The organism is Methylobacterium iners (assembly GCF_022179305.1).
GTDB classification, from domain to species: Bacteria; Pseudomonadota; Alphaproteobacteria; order Rhizobiales; family Beijerinckiaceae; genus Methylobacterium; species Methylobacterium iners.
Genome location: NZ_BPQP01000011.1, coordinates 1 through 1,011, shown reverse-complemented (window position 1 = coordinate 1,011; position 1,011 = coordinate 1). Strand labels below are relative to the sequence as shown.

General features: G+C 62.5%; 1 protein-coding gene. It reads left to right on the top strand.

The features are described from left to right. Positions 1–762: flagellin (locus MFF55_RS03960; RefSeq protein ID WP_283206698.1), on the top strand; the 762-nt coding region annotated here is incomplete at its 5' end. Positions 763–1,011 lie beyond the last annotated feature (249 nt).

Below are 1,011 nucleotides of genomic sequence, written 5' to 3'. Positions count from 1 at the left end.
ACGAAGCTGAACGCTGCCGTCAAGGATCTTGGAGCGGGCAACGCCTTCACCAAGGACGCGACCGGCACGAAGATCGTGCTCAACGGCAGCGCCGACATCGAGTTCGCCGCGCAGATCGATCAGACCTCGCTCGGCTTCGCGTCCGGCTCTGCGCCGGCAGCTAAGTACGGCACCACACAGGCGGCTGGCCTGAGCGGCGATCTGACCGTCAGCGGCGTCAAGGAGCGGGCCAACCTGGCCAAGCAGTATAACAACCTGCTGACCCAGATCGACCAGCTCGCCAGGGATGCCAGTTTCAACGGCGTCAACCTGCTCTCCAGCAGCGCGGCAACCAACAAGCTGTCCATCGCCTTCAATGAGAAGAACACCTCCAACCTCGACATCCAGGGCGTCGACGCAACCTCCGGCGGCCTTGACCTCAAGGCGATCACCAAGGACTCGGGTGCCACGGCGGACGGCAGGGGCGACTTCCTGCTCGATGCCAACATCAACACGACGCTGACGACGCTGACCTCCGCCGCCTCGACCCTCCGCTCGCAGGCCTCGACCTTCGGCTCGAACCTGTCGGTGGTGCAGAACCGCCAGGACTTCACCAAGCAGCTGATCAACGTGCTCGACACCGGCGCCTCCAAGCTCACCGACGCCGATCTGAACGAGGAGGCTGCGAACTCCCAGGCGCTGACCACCCGTCAGTCGCTGGGTATCTCGGCGCTTTCGCTGGCCAACCAGGCCCAGCAGGGCATCCTCCAGCTCCTCCGCTAAGCCGGAAGAGCCATCAAGAAAAACAAGGCGGCCGGGGCGATGCCCCGGCCGCTTTTTCGTTCGCCCAATCGCCTCGGCTCGACAACAACGCCTCGCGCAAGGCGGAATGCCGTTAGATCGCTATGCTTCGGAAAGCCTTAACCAAAAATAAGTAACCTCATGTTTCATTAAGCCTAACGGTATCTCACCTGAGACGGATCTCCGATCATGGCTGCCAACGTCACGCTCTCCGCCGCGACCCGTCAGAAC